Source organism: Salmonella sp. SAL4457 (assembly GCF_046548235.1).
GTDB lineage: Bacteria > Pseudomonadota > Gammaproteobacteria > Enterobacterales > Enterobacteriaceae > Salmonella > Salmonella enterica.
The window spans coordinates 1-354 of sequence record NZ_JBGDZO010000160.1; the positions used below are offsets into that span (position 1 = coordinate 1).

The window sequence follows — 354 nt, forward strand, 5'->3', positions numbered from 1 at the left end:
GACCAGGGCCACAAGCCGGACGAGTTCGTCAGCCTCGCTCAGCTCGAGGCGTGCGATGCCCTGCTGGCGCGCCTGGCGGCGTGGCTGCGGGAGCCTTGAGCGGCAGCACCGCGCGATCCTGGCTGGGACTGGCGGCGAAGCGCGCGCGGTAGCTGCGGGAGAAGTACGACGGCGACTCGAAGCCGCAGGCCAGGCTCACCTGTAGCACGCTGAGGTCGGTCTGGCGCAGCAACTGGCGGGCCTTGTCCAGGCGCAGGCCGAGGTAGAAGTTCGAGGGCGTGTCGTCCAGGTGCACGCGGAACAGCCGTTCCAGCTGGCGGCGGGTGACCTGGATGCGCTCGGCCAGCTCCAGGG

Annotated in this window: 1 pseudogene; it reads right to left on the reverse strand. The window is 70.9% G+C overall.

Going from position 1 to position 354, the window contains the following annotated elements:
• Nucleotides 1–28: 28 nt before the first annotated feature.
• Nucleotides 29–354: pseudogene (gene cdhR, locus ACLJNW_RS23710) on the reverse strand (HTH-type transcriptional regulator CdhR); the annotation flags it as partial.